The organism is Streptomyces sp. SDT5-1 (assembly GCF_052245995.1).
Taxonomy (GTDB): domain Bacteria; phylum Actinomycetota; class Actinomycetes; order Streptomycetales; family Streptomycetaceae; genus Streptomyces.
The window spans coordinates 4,133,228-4,149,992 of the sequence record NZ_CM125963.1; the positions used below are offsets into that span (position 1 = coordinate 4,133,228).

At 72.6% G+C, this 16,765-nt stretch carries 11 protein-coding genes; 6 read left to right on the top strand and 5 right to left on the bottom strand.

Annotated elements, in window-relative coordinates:
• Positions 1–24: 24 nt before the first annotated feature.
• The 3 genes from ACTWJ8_RS19085 to ACTWJ8_RS19095 form a co-directional block, all read right to left on the bottom strand.
• Positions 25–2,922, bottom strand: coding sequence for an FG-GAP repeat domain-containing protein (locus ACTWJ8_RS19085; RefSeq protein WP_443264633.1), 2,898 nt, complete (start codon positions 2,920–2,922; stop codon positions 25–27).
• Positions 2,922–5,462: a S8 family serine peptidase gene (locus tag ACTWJ8_RS19090; protein ID WP_443264634.1), complete on the bottom strand. Its 2,541-nt coding sequence runs from the start codon at positions 5,460–5,462 to the stop codon at positions 2,922–2,924. Before ACTWJ8_RS19090 ends, ACTWJ8_RS19085 begins: the two co-directional genes overlap by 1 nt.
• 81 nt (positions 5,463–5,543) lie before the next feature.
• A complete protein-coding gene (locus tag ACTWJ8_RS19095; protein WP_443264636.1) occupies positions 5,544–6,632 on the bottom strand; it encodes a M23 family metallopeptidase in 1,089 nt (362 codons plus the stop codon).
• Between the two features lie 337 nt (positions 6,633–6,969).
• On the opposite strand from ACTWJ8_RS19095, the gene ACTWJ8_RS19100 reads away from it, so the two are divergent.
• The 6 genes from ACTWJ8_RS19100 (at position 6,970) to ACTWJ8_RS19125 (ending at position 13,674) form a co-directional block, all read left to right on the top strand.
• Positions 6,970–7,557, top strand: a complete 588-nt coding sequence (locus tag ACTWJ8_RS19100) for a TMEM165/GDT1 family protein (protein ID WP_356387125.1) — start codon at positions 6,970–6,972, stop codon at positions 7,555–7,557.
• Between the two features lie 76 nt (positions 7,558–7,633).
• A complete protein-coding gene (locus ACTWJ8_RS19105; protein WP_356387122.1) occupies positions 7,634–8,236 on the top strand; it encodes a TetR/AcrR family transcriptional regulator in 603 nt (200 codons plus the stop codon).
• The gene (locus ACTWJ8_RS19110) at positions 8,233–9,897 is read left to right on the top strand and encodes an FAD-binding dehydrogenase (RefSeq protein ID WP_443264638.1); all 1,665 of its coding nucleotides are present in this window, start codon (positions 8,233–8,235) and stop codon (positions 9,895–9,897) included. Before ACTWJ8_RS19105 ends, ACTWJ8_RS19110 begins: the two co-directional genes overlap by 4 nt.
• The gene (locus tag ACTWJ8_RS19115; protein WP_443264640.1) at positions 9,894–10,694 is read left to right on the top strand and encodes an SDR family oxidoreductase; all 801 of its coding nucleotides are present in this window, start codon (positions 9,894–9,896) and stop codon (positions 10,692–10,694) included. The genes ACTWJ8_RS19110 and ACTWJ8_RS19115 overlap by 4 nt, the downstream gene beginning before the upstream one ends.
• A 297-nt stretch (positions 10,695–10,991) precedes the next feature.
• Positions 10,992–12,812, top strand: a complete 1,821-nt coding sequence (locus ACTWJ8_RS19120) for a prolyl oligopeptidase family serine peptidase (RefSeq protein ID WP_443264642.1) — start codon at positions 10,992–10,994, stop codon at positions 12,810–12,812.
• A gap of 67 nt (positions 12,813–12,879) precedes the next feature.
• Positions 12,880–13,674, top strand: coding sequence for an SURF1 family protein (locus tag ACTWJ8_RS19125; protein WP_443264644.1), 795 nt, complete (start codon positions 12,880–12,882; stop codon positions 13,672–13,674).
• 1,060 nt (positions 13,675–14,734) lie between these two features.
• Here the strand turns inward: ACTWJ8_RS19125 and ACTWJ8_RS19130 are convergent.
• Positions 14,735–15,829, bottom strand: a complete 1,095-nt coding sequence (locus tag ACTWJ8_RS19130; protein ID WP_356387107.1) for a hypothetical protein — start codon at positions 15,827–15,829, stop codon at positions 14,735–14,737.
• Positions 15,826–16,515, bottom strand: a complete 690-nt coding sequence (locus ACTWJ8_RS19135) for a SigE family RNA polymerase sigma factor (RefSeq protein WP_443264646.1) — start codon at positions 16,513–16,515, stop codon at positions 15,826–15,828. Before ACTWJ8_RS19135 ends, ACTWJ8_RS19130 begins: the two co-directional genes overlap by 4 nt.
• Positions 16,516–16,765 lie beyond the last annotated feature (250 nt).

Sequence of the window (16,765 nt, forward strand, 5' to 3'; positions counted from 1 at the left end):
ATCAGCGGGTCAGGACGGGGCGGGTCAGGACAGCTTGAACGTGGACATCTGGTGGATGCCGTTGTTCAGGGAGAGGACCCCGCCGCCGAGCTGCGCGGCCATCCTGTTGATGCCGAAGTCGTCGAACTGGAGCGAGACCATCTCGTCGGTGCCGTCGCCGTCGAGGTCGGCGGCGAGGTAGCTGCGGCCGCCCATCAGGGTCGCGCCGCCGATTCCGGACTGGAAGATCCCGCCGTTGGTCAGCTGCGACGGGTCGTACGCGGCGAGCCCGCTCTCGGTGCCGCCCGCGACCAGCCGCCTGCCGCCTGGGCCCTTGATGAACTGGACGGTGCGCAGCGGCGCGGCGACCGAGGCGTACGTGTCCTCCTTGCCCTCGCCCGGGTAGCCCTTCAGGGTGCCGAAGCTGAGCTGGTAGAGCACGCCGTTCTCGTCGTCGGTGAAGTAGTTGCCGTGCGACCAGGGGCTGCCGTTCACGATCTGGCGGATCAGCTTTCCGCTGCGGGCGTCCCGGATCTCGGTGACGACGCGTGGCGTGGCGGTGGAGACGTCGCCCTCCGTGGTCGGGTCGGCCTTGATGATCCACGTGTGGACGACCGCGTGCCCGTCGGCGTACGGGATCTTCGGCGAGGCGAACACGCCGTCGACCAGGACCGCGCCGTGCAGCTTGCCGTCGGCGGCCCGTGCGGGGGCCTTCGGGTCCGCGGTCCACAGGACGGTGCCCTTGCCGTCGAGGGCGACGCCGTTGGTGACGGCGTCCGACGACTGGAGGGCGTTCGGGCTCGTGTACTGGGTGTGGATCCGGCCGTCGGCGACGATCGTGTCGGAGAAGATCACGTCGCCCGCGCTCGACGGCGCGGCGTACGACCACCGTTGGGTGCCGCTCGCGTCGTAGACGCGCAGGGCGTCGGTCGGGACGAGGATCTCGGCCTTCCCGTCGTCGTCGATGTCGGCGACGGTGACCGTGCGGACGTAGGCGCCCTTGCCGTCGATGGTGGTGAGGGTCTTTCCGGTCCTCCCGTCCAGGACAGCGGTGGCGCTGTCGGCTGCCACGGCGACGTCGGGGGTGCCGTCGCCGTTCACGTCGCCGGTGGCGATGTTGTGCACCTCGCCGGGGACAGTGGCCTGCCACAGCTTCTTCGGCTCGCCCTTGACCAGCGACGTCCCGGAGTACGCCCACACGCCGTGCGAGGAGCCGCCGACGACGACGTCCTTCTTGCCGTCGCCGTCGAGGTCGGCCGCATCGCCATAGCTGAGGTCGCCCCGCATCGGGATGAGGCGCTTGCCCGCGCCGTTGCCGAGGCTGTACTCACGGATGTTCTGCTGCTGGTCGACGGTGCGGACATAGTCCCCGCCGTCCGCCGAGTACAGCTGCTGGTACATCGGCGAGGCGTGGTAGCCGTGTTGACGCCACTTGACCTTGCCGCCGCCGGTGAACGCGGTCAGCGATCCGTAGCGCAGGCCGCCGGGATTGAGCGCGGTGCCCTGGTCCTCGTCGTCCTGCGCGGCGGCGTACAGGGAGCCGCCCTTGACGGCGAGGTTCCAGGTGCTGGCGCCGTCCTCGGTGTTCCCGGGCGAACGCTTGGTCGTGTACGTCCACTTGGCCGTCGAGCCGTCCGAGCCGTCGAGGACCCGGATCGTGCTGGCGTTGACGTAGAACGACGACGTGTACGACGACTCGCTGACGGCGATCTCGTCGCCGCCGCCCGAGGCCGCGTCGCCGACGGTCAGGGCGGTGGGCAGCACGTTGACGCGGCTGTCGAGGGAGGTGCGCCGGCCGTCGGCCAGGTCGTACGCGGCGATCTCGTAGCGCACCTCGTCCGAGTTGTCCGCCTGCTCCAGGGCGACGATCCGCTTGCGGGAGGCGTCGAGGCGCAGTTGGCGGCCGTAGAGGGCGCTGTCGGTCTGCCACTCGACCGAGCCGTCGGCCGTGTCGAGGACGAGGGTGCGTCCGCGCGAGGCGTTCGTGCCGGTCTTGCGCAGGTCCCAGACGGCGGCGACCTTGCCGTCGCCCACGGCTTCCAGGGCGCCCCAGGAGGCGGCCGCGGTCGTCTTGGTGTCGTACGTCCACGTCGACGACGGGGTCAGCTTTCCTTCGGCGTAGGAGAAGCGGATGCCCGTGAGGGTGGCCGTCTCCGTCGCGGGCGCGCCGGAGTTCTCGCGCGGGGCGTTGGCGACGAGGAGCGTGCCGTCGACGACCTTGACGTTGGTGGCGAACGAGTACAGCTTCGACCAGACCGTCTTGCCCGTCCTGCCGTCGAGGACCGTCACGAAGGTGCCGGACCTCAGCGCCGAGTCGGGCGAGGTGAACGCGCGGGGGTCGAAGATGCCGACGGCCGCGGAGACGACGATGTCCTTCGTGCCGTCGCCGGTCAGGTCGGCCGTGTCGAAGCCCTGGTCCGAGTAGGGCGCGAAGGGGGCGACGGCGTTGTAGCCCATCACGATGTGCGCGGGGTACGGCTCGGTCCGCCAGGCCTGGAGGGGCTTGACCTGCCAGTCCGTGAAGAGCGACGCGTTGGTGCGGGCCCAGGCGGTGGAGCCGTCGGCCTTGTGCAGCTGGACGTTCCCCAGGCTGTGGACGGTGAAGTAGCTGCCGTCGGAGCCCGCGGGGACGGTCGCGGCGATCCCGCGCACGCCTTCGAGCGTGGACTTGTTCGTGAACGTGACCGGGGTGGACGTATCGGCCGCGGCGGAATCGTCCCCCTGCGCCCCGTCCGCGGTGTCGTCCTCGGCCGCGTACGCGTTGTCGTTCCCGTACACGTCGACGTTCATGTGGTCGGCGAGCTTCTTGGCCTCGTCGCTGGTCAGCGTCTGCGCCTGCGTCGAGCCGTCGGCGAGCGCGGGCGGCGCGCCCGTCAGCGTCAGGCCCGCGGCGACGAGGGCGGAGGCGAGCGTCAGAGCCCGCCGGGAGGTGTGGCTTCTCATCACTTGGCTCCCTGCGCGATGCGGATCGCCGAACCGTCCTTCAGGACGGCCTGGTCGTACGAGTACGGAAGGGCGTCGTCGCCCGCCTGGCTCTCGATGCCGACGGTGGCGGAGGCGCCGCCGCCCGGCACGGACCTGTACTGGAAGGTGATCGCGCCGTCGGCCTCGTCGAAGACGGCCTCGAAGGTGGCCCGGTCGCCGGTCCCGAACAGCGCGTTGTTCCAGACGACGGCGAACCTGCGGCTGCCGGCCGTGCCGGTGGTGGCCGTCTGCACGGTCGACTTCTTGTCGAGAGTCAGGTCGTCCCAGAGCGGGGCGACGATGCCGTTCGGCTGGGCCTTGGAGGGCAGTTCCTCGTTGGCGTAGTCGCCGATGCGGGGTGAAAGGAAGTTCACCAGGCCGTTGGTGGTGACGGCGGCGCTGGTGTACTTCACGCCGTAGAAGTCGACGGGGAACGGCAGTTGGACCGTCTTCGCGTCCTCGTCACCGGCCAGCGCGACCTTGGTGGCGCCGGGGATCCAGGAGTACGCGGCCGGGGCGCAGCTGTGACCCGCGGCGTCGGTGCGGGCGGGGAGCCGGACGGTGCGGTTCTCGTCGCCGGTGACCTTCAGCTCGGCGGTGTACGCGCCGTTGCACAGGGTCGGCGCCGCGGGCGTCACCTTCAGCGTGTACGTGCCCTCGGCGACCTTCGGCAGCGTGAACGCTCCGTCGGAGCCCGAGGCGACCTTGTCGACCGGGGCGCCGACGACCTCGACGGCCGCCTTCGCGAGCGGCTTTCCGGAGACGTCGAGGACGGTGCCGGTGACGGCGTGCTCCGGGACGGCGGTGAGCGCGACGTCCTGGGTCAGCGGCTCGCCCGCGGTCAGTTCGACTCCGGAGAGCGTACGGGTCGCGTAGCCGTAGCCGCTCACCGTGAAGTCGTACGTGCCCGGGGTCAACGCCAGCTTGTACGTGCCCTCGGGGCCGGTCGTCACGACGTGCGTGCCGTCGGCGCCCGTGGCCCTGACGGTGATGTTCCGCACCGGGGCGCCGCCCGCGCTCTCGGTGATCTTCCCGGTGACGTCGACGGCGTTGTGCGGCGCCTTGTCGACGGAGGCGAGGATGTCGAGCCTGCCCTCGCCCCACACGTTGTTGGCGTCGGCGGTGCCGCCGCAGTGCGTGTCGTCGACGTCGCGCGCGCCCTCGTCGAGGAGCCTGCGCGTCTCGGCGATGTTGCCGATCAGCGAGGGCGACGCCGACCACAGCAGCGCGACCGCGCCCGCGACGTGCGGCGTCGCCATCGACGTACCGCTGAGGGAGTTGTACGTGGAACCGGGCCACGTGGACTGGATGTCGTCGCCCGGCGCGGCGATGTTCGGCTTCATGGAGCCGTCGACGCGCGAGGGTCCGAAGCCGGAGAAGGAGGCGATCCTCCCGGCGGAGTCGTAGGCGCCGACGCCGTACGACGAGGACTGCGCGCCGGGCGGGTCGGTCGTCGAACAGGTCTGCCCGTCGCCCTCGTTGCCCGCGGCGAACGCCTCGAAGATGCCCGCCGAGTCCCAGGCGGCGAGGATGTCCTCGTAGAACGGGTCGGTGCCGCCCGTGTTGCCCCAGGAGTTGTTGACGATGTTCGGGGCGAGGTCGGGGCGCGGGTTCTGGCCGTTGTGGTCGGTCGGCGCGAGGATCCACTGGCCGGCCGCGAGCAGGTTCCCCGACGAACACCGGTCGGACTCACAGCCCTTGGCGGCGATCCACTTCGCGTGCGGCGCGACGCCGACGCCGTTCGCGCCGACCATCGTGCCCATGGTGTGGGTGCCGTGGCCGTTGTTGTCGCAGGGGGTGCCGTCGGCCGGGCAGTTCCCCGACGGGTCGTAGAAGTTGTAGTCGTGGGTGAAGCTGCCGTCGCCGTTGTTGCCGCGGTACTGCTTCACGAGGTCCGGGTGGTCGAACTGGACGCCGGTGTCGACGTTCGCGACGACGACGCCCTCGCCCCGGTCCCCGTACTGGGACCACACCTGGTCGGCCTTGATGTCGGCGACACCCCACTGCGGCGCGGCCTCGTCGCTCGCCGAGTCCGCGGTGACCCGGGCCCGTGACGTCTCGCTGTCGTCGAGCCGGAACGTCCGTTCCTTGACGACCGACGCGACGTCGGGGCGCTTCGCGATCGCGTTCACCAGGTCGTGGTCGCCGGTCACGCGCACGGTGTTGGCGATCCAGTAGCCCTTGTGCCCGGCCTTCTCCTTGTCCAGGAACGCGTCGAGGGACTTCTGGCTCGCGGCGGCGTGCGCCTTCAGTGCCTTGTACGCGGCTGTCGTGGCCTTGGCGTGCGTGCGCTGCTTCTTGGCGGCGGACAGGTCGGCCTTGTCCTTGAGGACGACGAAGAAGGTCGCGTCGCCGCCCTTGGAGACGGCCTCGGCGAGCGCGGAGTCGACCTTGGCCGTGGCCGCGGGCGCGGGGTCGGCGATGGCCGGTGTCGCGGTGACCAGCAGGACTGCGGCCGCGGACATCGAGGCCGCCGCCCGTGCGGCGCGTCTGCGCCGGGGCGGTCGGAGCTTGGGCATCGGGCACTCCTCGGGAGGGTACGGGGTGCCCGAAAGCTAGGAAGGGGCCGTTACTGCGCCATTACAGGCCCGGTGGCGCGGTCACAGATCGAGCCCCCGCGCCCGCAGCCACGGCAGCGGGTCGACGCCGGAGCCGAAGCGCGGTGTGATCCGCACCTCGAAGTGCAGATGGGGCCCGCTGACGTTGCCGGTCGCGCCGGAGAGGCCGAGCACCTCGCCCGCGTCGAGGCGCTCGCCGGCCGCGACGCCGATCCGCGACAGGTGTGCGTACTGCGTGTAATAGCCGTCGGGGTGCCGGACGACGACCTGGTTGCCGAAGCCGTCGCCACAGCCGGTGGAGACAACCGTGCCCGCGCCGACCGAACGCACCGGCGTCCCCGTCGGCACCGCGAAGTCCTGCCCGGTGTGCGTGTGCGACCACAGCCGGCCGTCCGAGCCGAAGCCCGCCGACAGCGGCGCGGGACTCACCGGCTTCACCCACGTCCGGCCCTTCGCCGCCCGCCCGGAGCCGCGCACCTCGCCGCGCGCGCAGTTCCCGCCGTTCGGGGGCGGCGGCCCGGCGGCCGCGAGGGACCTGGCCCTGGCCCGCCGCACCTCCGCCTCGGCCCTCGCCAGCTTCGCCTCGACGGCGGCGCGGGCGCTCGCGCGGCGCCGCTCCTGCGCCCTGAGCCCGTCGACGATCCGGCTCGCCTCCGCACGCCTCTCGGCGACCCGGTCCCTGGTCCGCTCGACGCGGTCGGTGAACTGGCGGGCCGCCCGGTCCCCGCGACCGGCGCGGACGGCGGCGTCGAGGGCGCGGCGCGGCGACGACGAGGTGAGCAGCGGCAGCATCGCGCCGAGCCCGGACGCGCCCTGGTACTCGCGGCGGGCCTGTCGGCCGATGGTCTCCCTGAGCGTGTCGAGGCGGCGCTGCTCGGCGGCCTGTCCGCGGGTGACGTCGGCGAGTCTGCGCTCGCCCGCGCGCACCGCGTGCCGCGCCTTCTCGTGCGCGGCGACCGCCTGCGACGCCTCCCGCATCAGCCGGTCGGCGCGGGCCGACAGGCGGCCGACGTCCGGGCCGTCGTGCGCGGCCGCGGGGCCGGTGCAGGGGACGAGGAGTGCGGCGACCACCGCGGCCACGCCGGCCGCCGTGCCGGTGCGCCGTGTTCCGATCCGTCGTGCACATCGCATCGACCGAATGTCGCAAAAGCGGCGGCCCGGGCGTACGTGCGGTGGTGTGACGCGCGCCCCGGATCCATCGGACGCACTACTCGGACGGCGACATGTACCCTTGACGTGCAAGCGAAGGGGAGTAGCCCCGCGAACCGGTCGTCGACACACTGGAGCCCCCGGGTTCCCGGTGGCCGGGCTCGGACCGCGATCGCGCGGACCGGGTGGGCGAGACCTTCGACCAGGCAGAAACCGCACACGTACGCGTCCGCATACGTGTGTCCGCTGCCGGGTCGAGTGGTCCTCCCTACGCAGCGGGGCGGGGTTCACAGGCCCGGCCCGCACAGAAAGCGTCCCCATGGATCTCGATCCCCTGGCGATCGTCACCGCCTTCGGGCTGATCTTCCTCGCCGAACTCCCGGACAAGACCATGTTCGCCTCCCTGGCCATGGGCACCCGGATGAAGCCCCTCTACGTGTGGTTCGGCACGGCGACCGCGTTCCTGGTGCACGTGGCGATCGCCGTCGGCGCGGGCTCGTTGCTGGGCCTGCTGCCCGGCTGGATCGTGAAGGTCGTCTCCGGCCTGATGTTCCTGTTCGGCGCGTTCATGCTCCTCAAGGGCGGCGACGACGAGGACGACGAGGACGCGGCGGGCCCCAAGACCGTCACCGGTTTCTGGCCGGTGTTCGGCACCGCGTTCATGGCCGTGTTCATCAGCGAGTGGGGCGACCTCACGCAGATCACCACCGCCAACCTCGCCGCCACGAACGGCACCTGGTCCACGGCGATCGGCTCGTGGGCGGCCCTGATGTCCGTCTCCGCCCTCGCGCTGGTCGCGGGCCGGTTCATCGCGAAGAAGGTGCCGCTCAAGACGGTTCAGCGGATCGGCGGCTTCTGCATGCTCGCGCTCGCCATCTGGTCGTTCGTCGAGGTGTTCACCGGCTGACGAACGGGCCCCGCACACCCCTTGTGGATACACGAACGTATCGAATACGTTCGCGTATCCAACCGGGGAGGCGAGGATGCCCGTCACCAAGCGGCGTGCGCGGACGCGGCAGCGGCTGCTCGACGCCGCGCTCGACGTGTTCGCCGAGGAGGGCTTCGGGCGCTCCACGGTCGAGCAGGTCTGTGAGCGCGCGGGCTTCACACGCGGCGCTTTCTACTCGAATTTCTCCTCGCTCGACGAGCTGTTTCTCGCCTTGTGGGAGGAGCGGTCCGCTCGCATGCTCGACGATGTGCGGGCCGCGCTCGCCGGCATCGACCCGGCCGACCCCGAGGCCGCGGTGCGGGCCGCGATCGACGCCACCCCCGTCGACGACGCCTGGTTCCGGATCACCGCGGAGTTCACCGCGCACGCGCTGCGCAATCCCGGCCTGCGCCGGGTGATGGCCGCCCGCGAGGAGGCCATCAGGGACGCGATCCTGCCGGTGTTCGTGACCGCGCTCGGCCGGCTCGGCCGCCGCGTGACCGACGAACGGGCCCTGGGCGACGCCCTGGTGGCCGTGCACGACGGGACCACCGTGCAGGTCCTGCTCCAGCCGGACGACGCGGCCGTACGGGCCCGTCGCGAGGCCCTCTTCATGAACGTACTGGACGCCTACAGCACACCGTTGGAGAGCGCATGAGTGACAGCACTGCCGATGTCGTCGTCGTGGGGGCCGGTCTCGCCGGGCTCGTCGCCACGTACGAACTGACCCGTGCGGGCAAGCGGGTCGTGCTGGTCGACCAGGAGAACGAGGCGAACCTCGGAGGGCAGGCGTACTGGTCGCTCGGCGGGCTCTTCCTCGTCGACAGCCCCGAGCAGCGGCGGATGGGCATCAAGGACTCCTACGAGCTCGCCCTCGCCGACTGGCTCGGCTCCGCCGGATTCGACCGCGAGGACGAGGACCACTGGCCGCGCAAGTGGGCCGAGGCGTACGTCCGGTTCGCCGCCGAGGAGAAGCGCGACTACCTGTACGGGCTCGGCCTCAAGGTCACCCCGAACGTCGGCTGGGCCGAGCGCGGCGCGGGAACCGCCACCGGGCACGGCAACTCGGTGCCCCGCTTCCACATCACATGGGGCACGGGCCCCGAGGTCGTCCGCGTCTTCCGGGAGCCGGTGCTCGCCGCCGCCGAGCGCGGGCTGGTCGACTTCAAGTACCGGCACCGCGTCGACGAGTTGATCGTCGAGGACGGCGCGGCGGTCGGCGTGCGCGGCTCGCTGCTCGAACCGTCCGCCGCCGCGCGCGGAGTCGCCTCGTCCCGCGAGACCGTCGGCGACTTCGAACTGCGCGCCCAGGCCGTGATCGTGACGTCCGGCGGGATCGGCGGCAACCACGAACTGGTCAGGAAGAACTGGCCCGTCGAGCGCATGGGCGCCGCCCCCGAGTCCATGGTCACCGGCGTCCCCGCGTACGTCGACGGACGCATGCTGGAGATCACGGAGGGCGCCGGCGCCTCCCTCGTGAACCGCGACCGCATGTGGCACTACACCGAGGGCCTCAAGAACTGGGACCCGATCTGGCCGGGCCACGGCATCCGCATCATCCCCGGCCCGTCCTCGCTGTGGCTGGACGCCGAGGGCAGGCGGCTGCCCGCACCGCTCTTCCCCGGCCACGACACGCTCGCCACGCTCAAGCACATCACCGGGACCGGGCACGACCACACGTGGTTCATCCTGACCCGCGCCATCGTGGAGAAGGAGTTCGCGCTCTCCGGCTCCGAACAGAATCCCGACATCACCGGCAAGGACCTCAAGCTGGTCCTGCAACGCGTGAAGAAGGGCGCGCCGGGCCCGATCCAGGCGTTCCTCGACAAGGGCGAGGACTTCGTCGTACGGCGCAACCTCAAGGACCTCGTCGCCGGGATGAACGAGCTGACGCCCGACACCCCCGTCTCGTACGAGCACGTGGAGCGCGAGATCGTCGCCCGCGACCGCGAGGTCGCCAACGGGTACTCCAAGGACCTCCAGATGATGGCGATCCGCAACGCCCGCTCGTACCTCTTCGACCGCCTCACCCGCGTCGCCAAGCCGCACCGCCTGCTCGACCCGGCGCAGGGCCCGCTGATCGCCGTCCGCCTGCACGTCCTGACGCGCAAGACGCTCGGCGGACTGGAGACCAACCTGGACTCGCAGGTCGTACGCCCCGACAAGTCCGTCTTCGAAGGGCTGTACGCGGCCGGGGAGGTCGCCGGGTTCGGCGGGGGCGGCGTGCACGGGTACAACGCGCTGGAGGGCACCTTCCTCGGCGGCTGCATCTTCTCCGGCCGCGCCGCCGGGCGCGCGATCGCCCGGAGCCTGTCGTGAGCACGCGGGGCAGGGCCCTCGTGACGGGAGCCTCCTCGGGCATCGGGGCGGCGGTCGCGGCGGCGCTCGTGCGGCGCGGCTACACCGTGTACGGCACCAGCCGGGACCCCCGCAAGGTCGTCTCGCCGGTGCCGGGCGTGGAGTACCTGCCGCTCGACCTCGCCGACGAGGAGAGCATCGAGGCGTGCGCGCGGGCCGTCGGCGAGGTCGACGTGCTCGTCAACAACGCCGGGGAGTCGCAGAGCGGCCCGTTCGAGGAGCTGCCCATGGACGCGGTGCGGCGGCTCTTCCAGCTCAACGTGTTCGGGGCGGTGCGGCTCTCGCAGCTGCTGCTGCCGGGGATGCGGGAGCGGCGGCGCGGCCGGGTCGTCATGGTCGGCTCGATGCTGGCCAGCTTCCCGCTCGCGTACCGCTCCTCGTACGTCGCGTCGAAGGCCGCGATCAAGGGCTTCGCGAGCGCGGCGCGGCGCGAGTACGCCCCGTACGGCGTCGGCATCACGACGGTCGAGCCGGGCTCCATCGCCACCGGCATCAGCGAGCGCCGCACCCAGTACGTCGCGGAGGACTCGCCCTTCCGGAAGGCCTACGACACGATGCTCACGGCCCTCAACGCCAACGAGGCGAGCGGTGTCCCGGCCGAGAAGGTCGCCGCGAAGATCGTCTCGGCGATCGAGGCGAACCGCCCGAAGCCGCTGTACGCGGTGGGCAGCAACGCCCCGCTCGTGTTCACGCTGCGCCGCCTGCTACCGCGCACGGCGGCGGAGCGGATGGTGGCGCGCAGGCACGGACTGACGTAGCGCGGACGCCGCACTGGACGTTTCGCGCCGAACCGACCCACGGTTCCGCGCGAGAGGTATTCCGGGCGGCGGCCCACCCGCGTACATTCGGCTCACCGTCGCAGCACGCACGGTCACGGATGAACTGCGTCGGTGCTGTTCATCCACGCTCGCGCGCAGCGGGAGACGGCATGCAGGCGCAGCACAGCGGGAGCACCTGCGAAGGCCGGCCCGGCCGCTCCCCTCGGAACGCACCGTTCCGGCCGGGCCGTGCCGCTCGCCCGCGGATTGTCGGTGCGGGCAGGCACACTGGGGGCCATGACTGAGAGCAACGGGGTCACGTCGCCTGCCACGGAGTCCATGCCCGACTGGGAGAAGCGGTTCCGGGCGCCGCGCGTCTCGCTGCCCGACTGGGCGGAGGACGCGCCGCACCGCTCCCTGTTCGTGTCGAACGCGACGGGGACGTACGAGCTGTACGCGTGGGACAGGAGCACGGGCGAGCAGCGCCGGGCGACGGACCGGGCGAACGGGACGACGGACGGCGTGCTGACGCCCGACGGCGCCTGGATCTGGTGGTTCGACGACACGGACGGGGACGAGTTCGGCACGTGGAAGCGCCAGCCCTTCGAGGGCGGCGCCGACACCGAGGCCGTGCCGGGCCTCGCCGCCTCGTACCCGGCGGGCCTCGCCCTCGGACGCGACGGGCACACGGCCGTGATCGGCCGCTCCACGGACGAGGACGGCACGACGATCCACGTGGTGCGCCCCGGCTCCGCCGAGCCCGTGGAGATCTACCGGCACCGCGAGTCCGCGGGCGTCGGCGACCTGTCGCACGACGGGACGCTGATCGCGATCGAGCACACCGAGCACGGCGACGCCATGCACGGCGCGCTGCGGGTGCTGCGCCTCGACGGCACGACGGTCGCCGAGCTCGACGACTCCAAGGGCGGCCAGGAGGAGCTCGGCCTCGAAGTGCTCGGCTTCGCGCCCGTGGCCGGCGACTCCCGGCTGCTCGTCGGGCACCAGCGGCGCGGCCGCTGGGAGCCCATGGTGTGGGACGTCGCCACCGGCGAGGAGACCGACCTGGCGCTCGACCTGCCGGGCGACGTGTCGGCCGAGTGGTACCCGGACGGGTCCGCGCTGCTCGTCGTGCACGAATTCGAGGCGCGCGGCGAGCTGTGGCGCTACGAGTTCGCGACGGGCGCGCTGACCAAGGTCGACACCCCGGTCGGCTCGGTGTCCGGCGCCACCGCGCGGCCCGACGGCAGCGTCGAGTACCTGTGGTCGTCGGCCGCCGAGCCGCCGGTCGTCCGCTCCACCACGGGCGAGGTCGTCCTCGACCCGCCCGGCATGAAGGCCCCGTCCTCCGTGCCCGTCGAGGACGTGTGGGTGGAGGGCCCCGGCGGCCGCGTCCACGCCCTCGTACAGAAGCCCGCGGACGCCCCCGCAGGGCCGCTGCCCACCGTCTTCGAGATCCACGGCGGGCCCACCTGGCACGACTCCGACGCGTTCGCGGCGGGCCCCGCGGCCTGGATCGACCACGGGTACGCGGTGGTCCGGGTCAACTACCGGGGCTCGACCGGGTACGGGCGTGAGTGGACGGACGCGCTCAAGCACCGCGTCGGCCTCATCGAGCTGGAGGACATCGCGGCCGTGCGCGAATGGGCCGTGGACTCCGGGCTCGCCGACCCCGAGCGGCTGGTCCTCGCGGGCGGCTCCTGGGGCGGCTATCTGACGCTGCTCGGCGTCGGCACGCAGCCCGGCGCGTGGGCCGTGGGGCTCGCGGCGGTGCCGGTCGCGGACTACGTGACGGCGTACGAGGACGAGATGGAGGCGCTCAAGGCGCTCGACCGCACGCTGTTCGGCGGTTCGCCCGAGGAGGTGCCCGAGCGGTACCGGGTGTCGTCGCCGCTCACGTACGTCGACGACGTCAAGGCGCCCGTCTACATCTCGGCGGGCGTCAACGACCCGCGCTGCCCGCTCCAGCAGATCGACAACTACGTGGACCGGCTCGCCGCCCGCGACGCGGTGCACGAGGTGTACCGGTACGACGCCGGGCACGGCTCGCTCGTCGTCGAGGAGCGCATCAAGCAGGTCGCGCTCGAACTGGACTTCGCGAGGCGCCACTTGCCGAAGTGACCCCGGCCGCGGGGTCGGGCGGGGGCCGGTGGACGGGTCTTTATTTCGGACCCCGTACCGTGGGGGTGTGTACCGGTTCCTCCTGACCCCGCGCTGGTGGGGGATCAACATCTTCGTCCTGCTCGCGATCCCCGTGTGCATCTTCATGGGCTCGTGGCAGCTCAGTCGTTTCGAGGACCGGGTGCAGGACCACAAGAACGCGTCCGAGCAGACCAGGGTCAACGAGAAGTCGGCCCCCGCGCCGCTCGCCTCCGTGCTCCCCGTCGACCAGGAGACCTCCGGGAAGCGGACCACCGCGACCGGGCGGTACGGCAAGCAGCTCCTGGTGCCGGACCGGACCCTCGACGACCGCGACGGCTTCTACGTCGTGACGCTGCTCAAGGTCGACGGGACGGGCAAGGCGCTGCCGGTGGTGCGGGGGTGGATGCCGGGGAAGGCGTCCGCGGCGAAGGCGCCGGCCGCGCCGAAGGGCGAGGTCACCGTCGTCGGGGCGCTCCAGGCGTCCGAGTCCGCGACGTCGAACGGGGTGTCGGCGAAGGGCGGACTGCCGGCCGGGCAGGTCGGAGTGATCAGCGCGGCGTCCCTCGTGAACCTGGTGCCGTACGACGTCTACGACGGGTGGGTCACGCTCGACAAGGCGGACTCCGGGATGACGGCGGTGCCGGCGACGGCGCCGGAGGGCAGCGGCCTCGACCTCAAGGCGTTCCAGAACCTCGGGTACACGGGCGAGTGGTTCGTGTTCGCCGGTTTCGTGGTGTTCATGTGGTTCCGCCTGGTCCGCCGCGAGGCGGAGGCGCTCCGCGACGCCGAACTGGGCCTGACGCCTCCGGCCCCCTCCGCGGAAACGGGCGCCTCCGTCTAACGGGCCGGCCCCCCGTTCCTCCGCCTCGGGGCTCCGCCCCGGCGGGCCCATCGCCCACCCGTTCCCACGCCTCGGGGCTCCGCCCCGGCCCCCGCTGCTCAATCGCCGCAGGGGCTTGAATTACCCACCCTCGCCGCCCCACCGGGCAGCCCGCTGCCCGGCCCTTGCCGCCGCTGCCGCCGCCCAATTCCACGGGCGTAGGCACCCCGGGGCACCGCAACGGCTGCGGTCGGCCGCACCGCGCCTCGGGCAAGCGGCCGCCGGGACGACCTCCCACCCATCGCCCGGTCGACCACAACCCGCCTCCGGCCAGCGACCTCCGGGACGGCCCACCCACCCTGCCGGGCAGTCGCCACCGCCTTTCGGCCAGCGACCTCTGGAACGACTCACCCACCCGCTGCGGCCAAACCGCACCCGCCTTGGGCAACGGGTCTCCCCCAGACCTCCGTTCGGGGCGGCGGGGGGGGCAAGGCGGCGCACGGTGCAGCCCACACCGGGGGCCGGAGCCGACTTCGGTGCCGGTCACGAGACCCGGTGCAGCGCGCCGAAACGGACGGGCCGAGAGCCGTCGGGGCGGGCCGCCCACGGGGGCCGAGCCCCCGGAGGGGGCGGGTGGGTGGGAGATAGGCGGGCAACGGGGCAGGCCGTGGAGCGGCACACGCGTCACGGCAGACACCGAGCCCGGTGCAGCCGGGGTCGCGGTGCCGCGCAACCGGACGACGGGCCCCGGCCCTCGCCGTGCCGCGCAACCAGCCGATAGGCCCCGGCCACGTGCGGGCGTGCGGGCCGCACCTTCGTCAGGCGCTGGCCACGGCGCGCAGGCCCCGGAGGGGGCGGGTGGGTGGGAGATGAGCGGGCAACCGGGCAAACCACGGTGCGGCACACGTGCCACGGCAGACGCCAACCCCGGTGCAGCCGGGAGCCACGGTGCCGCGCAACCGGACCACGGGCCCCGGCCACGTGCGGGCGTGCGGGCCGCGTCTTCGTGAGGCCCCGGGCCCACGGGGGCCGAGCCCCCGGAGGGGGCGGGAGGGCGGTGTGGCGCGCGTGCCGCGGGAGGTCAGGACGCCGGGAGGAGGCCCGTGCGGTAGAGGGTGCCCTGGCAGGCGTTGGAGATCGTGGTGGCCGCCGTGGGGGCGCCGGGCTCCGGCGTGTGGGAGACCGCCACGCTGCCCTCCTCCGTGCCGTCCGAGCCGAGCTGCGTCGTCGTGTCGGGGGCCGCGCCCGTGGTCGCCTCGCCGCCGCCACCGCTCGTGGAGCCGTCACCCGTCGGCGTAGGGGAAGGCGACGGATCGCCGCCGCCACCCGTCGCCGGACAGGACGCCGACGGAACCCACGCGAAGCGCACCTCGTACGCCTTGCCCGGCTCCAGCACCAGCTGGCTCGGCTCGGTCGACGGATCGGGCAGCCCGGACCCGTCGCCCGACGTGTGGTCGACGACGCTCACCCTGGCCGGATCGGCCGCACCCTGCGCGACCGTGACCACGGACCCGGGACTGTCGACGGTGCAGCTGGACCCCGACACGTTCGACACCCGGAACGTCCCGTACACCTTGCCGCTCGCGTCGGGCGCCCCGACGGACGCCTCGGGCCGCCCCAGCTCCCCCGCGTCGCAGGTCGGCGAGGTCGCGGCGGCCGTGGACGCCGGATCGGTGCCCGCGGTGGCGCCGCCGCCGGCCCGCCGCCCGTCGCCCTTCTTGTCCTTCTTGGCGTCCTTGCGCTTGTCCTTGGCGTGCGAGGGCTTGCCCGCCTCGCCCTGCCCGGGACCACCGGACGCCGTGCCCTCGGTCGCCCCGCCGTGCGTCGCCTCGCTGTGGCCCGCGATGGACGGCCGGTCGCCGGACGAGTCCGGGTTCGTCACGTGCAGCACGGCGGGCACCGCCATCGCCGCGAAGACGCCCACGGCGATCGCGCCGACGGCGGCCTGCCGCTTGCGCGCCCGCCGGGCGGGAACGGCCCGCTGCAACTCGTCGAGCGCCTTCTCGGACGGCTCCAGGTCGGCGACGGCCTGCTGCATCATCCGCCGCAGCGCGAGCTCGTCCGCCCCGCCCTCGGCAGGCTCCGCGGGCTCGGCGGATTCCGGAGGACGCGCGCCCGCCTCACGCACTTCGTCGGCCGCCCGGTCCTCCGGGCCGCCGTCGAGATGGTGGTTCATGCCGGCTCCTCCATGGCGACGCGCAGCGCCGCGATCCCACGCGATCCGTACGCTTTCACCGAGCCGAGCGATATCCCGAGCGCCTCGGCGACCTGCGCCTCCGTCATGTCCGCGAAGTATCGCAGGACCAGGACCTCGCGCTGCCGCCGCTGCAGTCCGCGCAGCGCCTTCTTCAGGGCGTCCCGCTCCAGCAGGTCGTACGCGCCCTCCTCCGCGCTCGCCATGTCCGGCATCGGCTTGGTGAGCAGCTTCAGGCCGAGGATGCGGCGGCGCAGCGTGGACCGCGACAGGTTCACGACGGTCTGCCGCAGATACGCGAGCGTCTTCTGCGGGTCCCGGACGCGTTTGCGCGCCGAGTGCACGCGGATGAACGCCTCCTGCACGACGTCCTCGCAGGAGGCGGTGTCGTCGAGAAGCAGCGCCGCGAGCCCCAGCAGGGAGCGGTAGTGGGCGCGATACGTCTCGGTGAGGTGGTCGACGGAGGTACCGGCCTGAGTCATCGACTCGTCAGCGCCCTCGGCCTGCGCGGGAATGCGCGCGGGGCGCGCCGCTGGCATGGGGGCGATCACCGGCATGCCGCCGGCAGCGCGGGCGCGCCGCGTTCCAAGGGGTGCGAGGGTCCCCAGGGGCGGTTGCAGGGCCGCGCCCGTCGCCCGTACCGCTGTGAAGTCCAGTACTTCTGCCACGCCTGTTGGACAAGCTTCCCCCCGTCAGGGTTGTACGCGTCCGGCGCCCCATTTACGACCGACCCCGTCATCCCCACCACTTCTTCCCCTGTGCCCCGGGCACCCGTTAGGAGGCGACACCTCAGTAGGGCGCCCGCAAAGACGCTCCCCGTCCTGCGCATGGTTGCAGGACGGGGAGAGAAATCCGCTCACACAAAATCCACACAGAATCTTACGAGTCCGAGCCCGGTTCTGAAACGGATGCGCCGCA

What these genes read in the sequence shown, in the direction of transcription:
- ACTWJ8_RS19090 (WP_443264634.1), bottom strand. Translation starts at nt 5,462, where the DNA reads ATGCCCAAGCTCCGACCGCCCCGGCGCAGACGCGCCGCACGGGCGGCG.
- ACTWJ8_RS19100 (WP_356387125.1), top strand. Translation starts at nt 6,970, where the DNA reads ATGGATCTCGATCCCCTGGCGATCGTCACCGCCTTCGGGCTGATCTTC.
- ACTWJ8_RS19110 (WP_443264638.1), top strand. Translation starts at nt 8,233, where the DNA reads ATGAGTGACAGCACTGCCGATGTCGTCGTCGTGGGGGCCGGTCTCGCC.
- ACTWJ8_RS19130 (WP_356387107.1), bottom strand. Translation starts at nt 15,829, where the DNA reads ATGAACCACCATCTCGACGGCGGCCCGGAGGACCGGGCGGCCGACGAA.
- ACTWJ8_RS19095 (WP_443264636.1), bottom strand. Translation starts at nt 6,632, where the DNA reads ATGCGATGTGCACGACGGATCGGAACACGGCGCACCGGCACGGCGGCC.
- ACTWJ8_RS19120 (WP_443264642.1), top strand. Translation starts at nt 10,992, where the DNA reads ATGACTGAGAGCAACGGGGTCACGTCGCCTGCCACGGAGTCCATGCCC.
- ACTWJ8_RS19085 (WP_443264633.1), bottom strand. Translation starts at nt 2,922, where the DNA reads ATGAGAAGCCACACCTCCCGGCGGGCTCTGACGCTCGCCTCCGCCCTC.
- ACTWJ8_RS19105 (WP_356387122.1), top strand. Translation starts at nt 7,634, where the DNA reads ATGCCCGTCACCAAGCGGCGTGCGCGGACGCGGCAGCGGCTGCTCGAC.